This window comes from Micromonospora sp. NPDC003776 (genome assembly GCF_053605645.1).
On the sequence record NZ_JBSGJR010000287.1, the window covers coordinates 1 to 8,523 of the forward strand.

Here is an 8,523-nt window from a genome sequence, read left to right on the forward strand (position 1 = left end):
CCCGTCGTCGCGGTGCTGCGGTCCGGGCGGGTGCCGCCTGCGGCGCCATCCGGTCCGGTCCTCGCCGCGCCCGGCGTCGCGGCGGCTGCCGGGGCTGAGGCGGGTGCCGGGCGCTCACCTGCCGGCGGTCCGTCGGCCGCCCGGTCGGGCCCGTTGCCGGCGGGCGGCCCCGCGGGGCGGCCGGCGGCGGTCGCGTCCGACTGCTCGGTGGTCATGCCGCGGCCCCCAGCTGCTCACGCAGGAACGCGATGTCGGCCGCCTGGCCCTTCACCCCGCCGGGGGTCTCGACGATGACCGGCGCCCCGGCCGCCCGGATCACCGCGACCACCAGCTCGGGGTCCATCGTCCCGCCGGTGAGGTTGTCGTGCCGGTCCTGCCCCGAGTTGAACGCGCCCTTGGAGTTGTTGGCGTGGATCAGATCGATCCGGCCGGTGATGGCCTTGACCCGGTCGACCAGCCCCAGCAGCTCCTCCCCGCCGGCGTACGCGTGGCAGGTGTCCAGGCAGAAACCCACCTCGTAGTCGCCGAGCGCGTCCCAGAGCCGGGCGAGCGCGTCGAGGTGGCGGGCGCAGGCGTTGTCCCCACCGGCGGTGTTCTCGATCAGGACCGGCAGCGGGAAACCGCCCGAGTCGGCGGCGTACGCGAAGGTCTTGCGCCAGTTGTCGAAGCCGACCGCGAGGTCGTCGCCGCCGCTGACGTGGCCGCCGTGCACGATCAGGCCCTTGGCTCCGATCGCGGCGGCGGCGGACGCGTGGCCGAGGAGCAGCTTTCGGCTCGGGATGCGGATCCGGTTGTTCAGCGTGGCCACGTTGATCACGTACGGCGCGTGGACGTACAGGTCGATGTCGGCCTCGCGCAGCCGGTCGGCGTCCTCCCGGGGCTTCGGGGCCTTCCACCCCTGGGGATCGGCGAGGAAGAACTGCACCGCTTCGGCGTCCCGGGCGGTCGCCTCGGCCAGCGGGTCGGTCGGATCGACGTGGGCTCCGATTCGCATGGAGGGCAGCCTACGTCGCGGCCCCGACGCGCGGGACGACCGCGGCGCGCCGGTTGCGGCGTGCGCGCCGGCGCCCGGCTCCGGCCCGGGGGCGGCGACGAGCGTCACCTGCCGGCCCGGTGGTCGTTGTCCGAGGTGGGATCGATGGTCGACGCTCCGCCGGGACGCGGGTCCACAGCGCGTCCGGGCGAGGGGAAGACCACCCGGAAACGGGACGCCCCGCCGTGCGGCCCGGCACGACGGGGCGTGACCCGGCTCGTCACACCGGACGGCGCTACGGCAGCTCTGCCGGGCAAATTCCTCCATTTACCCCAAGAGGTGACGAGAGCCGTTGTATGGTCAGACCAGGTGACAACACGATAAAGCTCCGCGGGGCGTCCTCGATCCAACCTCATCGGTGTGGTCGTTCCTCCCCAGGTCCCACCCAAGGAATGCGGACGGGACGCCCCGCGGCCCCGTGGACAGGGGTCCACCTCCGACACCGGAGGCGGACCCCTGTCGCCGCGCCCGGACCTCCGGGTCCGACCGGCCCGGGCATGATCGTCCGGACCGGGTATCCTGGTCCGGTTGTCCGCGTCCGGACGGGTTCCCCCGCACCGGCACGGGCCACGACGCACGACCTCCTGCCACGGAAGGACCGTGGCCGCTTAGCCCACAGGAGGTGAGCACGTCTTGCGTCATTACGAGATCATGGTGATCCTCGACCCCAGCCTCGAGGAGCGCACCGTCGCCCCGTCGCTCGACACGTACCTGAACGTGATCCGGACCGCGGGTGGCTCGGTGGAGAAGACCGACGTGTGGGGCCGCCGGCGCCTCGCGTACGAGATCAACAAGAAGGCCGAGGGCATCTACGCCGTCATCGACCTCCAGGCGACGCCGGAGGCCGTGGCTGAGCTGGACCGTCAGCTGCGACTCAACGAGTCCGTGCTGCGCACCAAGGTCATCCGTCCGGAGATGCGCTGAGCATCTGACCCGGCACGTCCGGATCAAGCCTCATCGACGCTGTCAGAGGGCTCTGAGAGCCTGAGAGGGCGAAACGATGAGTGCGCGAGGAGATGGTCATGGCAGGAGACACCACCATCACGGTCATCGGCAACCTGACCGATGACCCCGAGTTGCGGTTCACCCCCTCCGGGGCGGCGGTCGCCAAGTTCCGGGTCGCCTCGACGCCCCGCTTCATGGACAAGGCGTCCGGCGAGTGGAAGGACGGCGAGCCGCTGTTCCTCTCGTGCACCGTGTGGCGGCAGGCCGCCGAGAACGTCGCCGAGTCGCTGCAGCGTGGCGCCCGGGTGATCGTGTCCGGCCGGCTGCGTCAGCGGTCGTACGAGACCCGCGAGGGCGAGAAGCGCACCGTCATCGAGCTGGAGGTCGACGAGATCGGCCCGTCGCTGCGCTACGCCACGGCGAAGGTGCAGAAGATGTCCCGCTCGGGCGGCGGTGGCGGCTTCGGTGGTGGTGGCCAGGGTGGCGGCGGAGGCAACTTCGACGACCCCTGGGCCTCGGCCTCCCCGGCTCCCTCGCGCGGTGGTTCGGGCGGCGGAAACTTCGACGAGGAGCCCCCGTTCTAATGGCGCCGAGCGCCCGCGATCGCAAACCAGGAGCAAGAGCAATGGCCAAGGCTGCGGCACTTCGCAAGCCGAAGAAGAAGGTGAACCCGCTCGACAAGGACGGGATCACCTACATCGACTACAAGGACACCGCGCTGCTGCGCAAGTTCATCTCCGACCGCGGCAAGATCCGCGCTCGGCGGGTGACCGGCGTTACCTCGCAGCAGCAGCGGCAGATCGCCCGTGCGGTCAAGAACGCCCGCGAGATGGCGCTCCTGCCGTACACGGCCACGACCCGCTGAGAGGAGGCACCGACATGAAGATCATCCTGACTCAGGAGGTGTCCGGCCTCGGTGCCCCGGGCGACATCGTCGAGGTGAAGGACGGCTACGGCCGTAACTACCTGCTCCCGCAGGGCTTCGCGATCGCCTGGACCAAGGGCGCGGAGAAGCAGGTCACGGTCATCAAGCGGGCCCGCTCGGCCCGCGAGATCCGCGACCTCGGCCACGCCAACGAGGTCAAGGCCCAGATCGAGGGCCTGAAGGTCAACCTGAAGGCCCGTGCCGGCGACGGCGGTCGGCTCTTCGGTTCGGTCACCCCGGCCGAGATCGTCGACGCGGTCAAGGCCGCCGGCGGTCCCAGCCTGGACCGTCGCCGGCTGGAGACCCCCGGCCACATCAAGGCGCTCGGCTCCTACCCGGTCAGCATCAAGCTGCACCCCGAGGTGACCGCCAAGTTCGACCTGAACGTGGTCAAGGGCTGACACCGACAGCACCACGAAAGGGCCCGCACCGAACTTCGGTGCGGGCCCTTTCGCTCGTCCGGGTCAGCGGTCAGCCGATCGGCTGACCGGTCACCGCGCTGATCAGCACGGTGGAGAGACCGCCGCCGACCACCGCCGCCGCCAGCGCCACCGTCGCCGACCGCCACGTCGTCCCGACCCGACGCAGCACCAGCGCCACGACCAGGCTGCTCACCAGCGCCAGCCCGAACCGCGGGGCCCCGTCGAGCAGCGAGGCGAAGGCGTGCGTCCGTGGCGAGTCGCAGCCGCCACCGGTGATGTCCGTGACACAGCCCGCCGGGGCCTGCCCGTCAAGAAACAGCAGCCCGACGAAGGCCAGCAGCGCCGGCACCAGATAACACGCGGCGGTGAGGACCAGCGGTCGGAGCGGACCGCCCGGATCCGGGTCGAGCAGATCGTCCTCCAGCCGGCGGCTCCACGACCCGCCGCCGACCGGGTCCACCCGCCGGCGCAGGGTCGACGCCCCGCCCCGACTCGCGTCCACCGTCGGATCGACCGGGCGGCGCCGCTGCGCCGTACGCGGGCGGGGCGCGGTGTACGGAACGACGGGCGAGCGCGGCGCGGAGGTCGGCGTCTCCATCCAGCGCGGATCGTCACCGGCCAGCCGCGTCCCGGACCAGAACGCCTCGGCCCGCTCCGCCGACGCCCAACCCTCCCGGGTCGGCGTCGGCGGCACCGTCCGGTCCCACTGGTCGACCTCGGCGTACCCGCTCCACTGGCCCGTGTCGGCCGAGCCAGCCCACTGGCCGCTGTCCGGGAGGCGGTCCCATTCGCCGGTGTGCTCCGTCCGCTCCCACCGGCCGGTGTCGTCCCACCGGTCGCCGGCGGGCCGGTGCCAGGCGTGCACGCCGGAGGCGTCCCACGGGTCGACCGCCGGCTGCTCCGCCGGATCTGCCTCCGTCGACCGGCCCGCACTCCACGGGTCGGCGGCCGGGCGGGACCAGGAGCCGGCGGGGTCCGCCCACCGGGCGCGCCGCCCAATCGGACCGGCCTCCCACCGGTCGCCGGCCAGCTCCGGCGACGTGCCGTCCTCCAGCCCGGACCAGGTCACCTGCGGCCGCCGGGCCGGTGCCCGGCGCGGCCGGCTGAGCGGGGACGGACCGGACACCGGATCGTCCTCATCGGCCCGCCGGCTCCCCACATAGCCCTGCTCCCGCGGGGTGTCGAAGGTCCACTCGGCGGTGTGCTCGCTCACCGGGCCGGCGCCGATGGCCCGCAGCTCGCCCCGGTCGCCCTCGGGGCGCCACCCGCCGGCCGCGCTCCACCCACCACCCGAGTACGGCGGTGCCATGTCCTCGTCGTCGTCGGGGGCGGCGTGCCGGCCCCCGCCGTCCGCCCGGCTCACGCCGGACTCCACCGCCCACCGGGGAAGGTACGCGTCGACCGGCTCGTCCTGACCGCGCTCGACCGCGCGACGGCGGCTCGGGGTGCGGTAACGCCCGGACGCCGGGTCCGCCGGGAACGACTGGCCGGGATCGTCCCACGGGGCAATCGGCGGGCGCTCGCGCGGGCTGCCCTCCCCGCCTCCCCAGTCCCGGTAACTCACGGCCGGAGCGTGACCCTTCTCAACCGAAAGTGCAATCCGCTGTCCAGGTGTAGCCGTTCGCAGAGATAGTACGGGACGAACGGCTCACCAGCTTCACCCGAAATTTGTTGTCCACAGGGTGGGGATTACAGAAGCCCAGCTCATGGCGCTTGTGTACGGACTTTGCGCACAGTTTTCCACACCCTGTGCACACCCTGCGCACATGCCCGTCCCCCGGCGTCCACAGGTTGTCCCGAGGCTCGTCCACGGGCATTGTTGAGGGCCTGAGCTCGGTTTCCGTATCGTGGGCCACCGACCGTCCGGGCGATGGCCCCCGATCGACCGGAGGGTCGTCGGAGCTGTCAGCCCCGGCGGTGGACCTGGATTCGATCCGACGCAGCGAGGGGGGACCCGTGTCGGTCACCGACGACCAGCGGGCGGAGCGGACCGGGGGGCCGTCGTCCGCGCCGCCGCAGCGGGATGCCCCGTTCGAGAAGACCCCGCCCCAGGACGTGGCCGCGGAGCAGTGCGTCCTCGGCGGCATGCTGCTTTCCAAGGACGCCATCGCCGACGTCGTCGAGATCCTCAAGTCCAACGACTTCTACCGGCCGGTGCACGCCACCATCTTCGACGCGATCCTCGACATCTACGGCCGGGGCGAGCCCGCCGACCCGATCACCGTCGCGGCCGCCCTGGCCGACTCGGGCGACCTCGCCCGGATCGGCGGCGCGCCCTACCTGCACACGCTGATCGCCAGCGTCCCCACCGCCGCCAATGCCGCCTACTACGCGCGGATCGTCGGCGAGCGCGCGGTGCTGCGCCGCCTGGTCGAGGCGGGCACGAAGATTGTGCAGCTGGGCTACGGCACCGGGCAGGGCGGCAGCCGGGACGTCGACGACGTCGTCGACCTGGCCCAGCAGGCGGTCTACGAGGTCACCGAGAAGCGGGTCAGCGAGGACTTCGCCGTACTGGCCGACATGCTCCAGCCGACCCTGGACGAGATCGAGGCCGTCGGTGCCCAGGGCGGCGTGATGACCGGCGTGCCGACCGGCTTCAGTGACCTCGATCGGCTGCTCAACGGCCTGCACCCGGGCCAGTTGATCATCGTCGCGGGCCGGCCTGGTCTCGGCAAGGCGCTGGCGCTCGACACGCCGCTGCCCACGCCCGACGGGTGGACCACCATGGGTGAGGTGACGGTCGGGGATCAGTTGATCGCGGCGGATGGCACGCCCACCATCATCACAGCGGCCTTCGACGTGATGCACGACCGTCCCTGCTACGAGGTCGAGTTCTCCGACGGCTCGGTCATCGTGGCCGACGCGGAGCACCTGTGGAAGACCACCACTCGGGCCAGCCGCCGGCAGCCGGAGGCTCGCACGCGCCACTACTGGTCGGAGGCCTCGCTGGCCCGGGTGCGGGTGGCGGAGGCGGCGGTCGGCGCGGAGCGGGACCGCCTGGTCACCTTTGCGCAGGCTCTGGAACAGGTCGGCCCCGAGTTCCGGAACGTGCTGCACACCGTGGCCAGTCAGGTGGGGGCCAACGGCCGGATGAGCCGCCCAGTGAACCGGGCCGGCAAGGTGAGCAACTGGAGCGCCCCCGGTTACCCGGTCGGCCCCCTCCTGACCGCGCTCCGTGAGCGGGCCGAGCGGCAGATGAATGCTGGCGCGCGGGTGTCTCACGACGGGGTCGTGACCACCGCGCAGATCGCCGCCACCCTGCACACCGGTACGGCGGACCGTCGGCTCAACCACGCGGTCGAAAACTGCCATCCGCTTCAGCTGCCCGAACGCGACCTGGCAGTTCCGCCGTACACCCTCGGGGTGTGGCTCGGTGACGGACACACCGGGGCCAGCCGCTTCACCACCGCCGACGCCGAGATGACCGACCTGGTCGCGCGGGACGGCTTCGTCGTCCGCCCCAGCGGGCCGATGGTCTACACCATCGTGCTGCCCCCGGCTCCCGGTAACCCCGACCGGACCTGCGTCGACTGCGGCCGCACCACTCGCGCGCTGCGCGAGAATCCGTCCACGCGGCGCTGCGCCGAGTGCCACGACCGGAACGGCTCCTTCCTGGCGTTGCTCCGGCGGACGGGCGTGGCCCACCGAAAGCACATCCCACGCGAGTACCTCCGGGCTTCCGAGGCGCAGCGCCGGGCGCTGCTCGCCGGCCTGATGGACACCGACGGCACGGTGGCGCCAGCCGGCAACCTCCAGTACACGTCGACCTCGCAGCGGTTGATCGAGGACGTGCGGGAACTGGTGGTGAGTCTGGGCTACCGCTGCACCGTCAACGAGAAGGCGGTGCGGGGGCGGACGGCTGACTCGTCCGTGGCGTACACGCTCAACTTCTCCACGCCCGACACGGTCTTCCGCCTGGGCCGGAAGCGGACGGCGCATGCCGCCCGACGCCGGACGTCCTCGAACGTCCGGACCACCTCCCGCTACATCGTCGACGTCCGGCCGGTGCCCAGCGTCCCGGTTCGGTGCGTGACGGTCGACAACCCCGACCACCTGTACCTGGCCGGCCGGTCCATGATTCCGACGCACAACAGCACCGCGAGCATGGACTTCGCGCGGAACGCCTCGATCCGCTACAACCATGCGTCGGCGATCTTCTCGCTGGAAATGAGCAAGGTCGAGATCGTCATGCGACTGCTCTCGGCCGAGGCCCGGGTCCCGCTGCACGTACTGCGCAGCGGTCAGCTCTCCGACGACGACTGGACCAAGCTGGCCCGGTGCATGGGCGAGATCAGCGAGGCGCCGCTCTTCGTGGACGACACGCCGAGCATGAACCTGATGGAGATCCGGTCCAAGGCGCGGCGGCTCAAGCAGAAGCACGACCTCAAGCTGATCGTGGTCGACTACCTCCAGCTGATGACCTCGCCCAAGCGGACCGAAAGCCGGCAGCAGGAGGTCGCCGACCTGTCCCGTGGCCTCAAGCTGCTGGCCAAGGAAGTCGAGTGCCCGGTGATCGCGGTGTCCCAGCTGAACCGTGGCCCCGAGCAGCGTACGGACAAGCGACCGCAGCTGTCCGACCTGCGCGAATCGGGCTCGATCGAGCAGGACGCCGACGTGGTCATCCTGCTGCACCGCGACGACTACTACGACAAGGAGTCGCCGCGCGCCGGGGAGGCGGATTTCATCGTCGCCAAGCACCGGAACGGCCCCACCGACACCGTGACGGTGGCCGCCCAGCTGCACCTGTCCCGCTTCGTCGACATGGCCATCGTCTGACCGGACGCGCCCTCAGCCGAGCAGCGGGAACCAGCCGGCGGCCTCACCCAGGTCGCGCCGCTCGCGCTCGGTGAGCGGCAGCCGGCCGGTCGCCTTGAGCAGGTATTCCGCGTCATCCCAGCCGGTGGGCCGGACCGTGTCGTCGCTGAGCAGGCCGTCCATCGTGGTCAACGCGACGGCCGTCGCGGCGGCACCGGGCGCCGGGGCGTCCGGCAGGTCCACGATCAGGTCGAGGTGGTGGATGACCGCCTCGGTGGTCAGGGTGGCGAGGAAGTCCGGTACGCGCAGCACGTGCCCCTGGGTGGTCACGTACCCGTCGGGGTCGGCGGCGCCGGCCGCGCGGATGGCGGCGGGGGCGGTGTCGGTCCAGACCCGGACGACGCCGCTGGGCCGTTCGAACGCCGTGGCCGAGCGGCGGGCCC

Annotated in this window: 7 protein-coding genes and 1 pseudogene; 5 read left to right on the forward strand and 3 right to left on the reverse strand. The window is 71.9% G+C overall.

From position 1 onward, the window contains the following. Window positions 1–211: 211 nt before the first annotated feature. Window positions 212–994 (reverse strand): deoxyribonuclease IV, encoded by a 783-nt coding sequence (locus tag ACWEVO_RS21855; RefSeq protein WP_452309381.1) that lies wholly within the window; start codon window positions 992–994, stop codon window positions 212–214. 672 nt (window positions 995–1,666) lie between these two features. Here ACWEVO_RS21855 and rpsF point away from each other — a divergent pair. From rpsF to rplI, 4 genes are all read left to right on the forward strand, one after another. Further along, window positions 1,667–1,957 carry a 30S ribosomal protein S6 gene (gene rpsF, locus ACWEVO_RS21860; protein WP_089004747.1) on the forward strand — a complete coding sequence of 97 codons (291 nt, stop codon included), beginning with the start codon at window positions 1,667–1,669 and terminating at the stop codon, window positions 1,955–1,957. A gap of 80 nt (window positions 1,958–2,037) precedes the next feature. Next, entirely contained in the window at window positions 2,038–2,562 is a 525-nt protein-coding gene (locus ACWEVO_RS21865; RefSeq protein ID WP_452309382.1) for a single-stranded DNA-binding protein, read from the forward strand. Window positions 2,563–2,603: 41 nt separating this feature from the next. Further along, window positions 2,604–2,843 (forward strand): 30S ribosomal protein S18, encoded by a 240-nt coding sequence (gene rpsR, locus ACWEVO_RS21870; RefSeq protein ID WP_013289355.1) that lies wholly within the window; start codon window positions 2,604–2,606, stop codon window positions 2,841–2,843. A 14-nt stretch (window positions 2,844–2,857) separates the two neighbouring features. Continuing rightward, a complete protein-coding gene (rplI, locus tag ACWEVO_RS21875; protein WP_452309383.1) occupies window positions 2,858–3,304 on the forward strand; it encodes a 50S ribosomal protein L9 in 447 nt (148 codons plus the stop codon). Window positions 3,305–3,374: 70 nt separating this feature from the next. Here rplI and ACWEVO_RS21880 read toward each other — a convergent pair whose 3' ends face one another. Beyond that, window positions 3,375–4,889, reverse strand: coding sequence for a hypothetical protein (locus ACWEVO_RS21880; protein WP_452309384.1), 1,515 nt, complete (start codon window positions 4,887–4,889; stop codon window positions 3,375–3,377). 392 nt (window positions 4,890–5,281) lie between these two features. Here ACWEVO_RS21880 and dnaB point away from each other — a divergent pair, with 392 nt between their 5' ends. After that, a complete protein-coding gene (gene dnaB / locus ACWEVO_RS21885) occupies window positions 5,282–8,101 on the forward strand; it encodes a replicative DNA helicase (RefSeq protein WP_452309385.1) in 2,820 nt (939 codons plus the stop codon). A 12-nt stretch (window positions 8,102–8,113) separates the two neighbouring features. Here dnaB and ACWEVO_RS21890 read toward each other — a convergent pair. Then, window positions 8,114–8,523: pseudogene (locus tag ACWEVO_RS21890) on the reverse strand (maleylpyruvate isomerase N-terminal domain-containing protein); the annotation flags it as partial.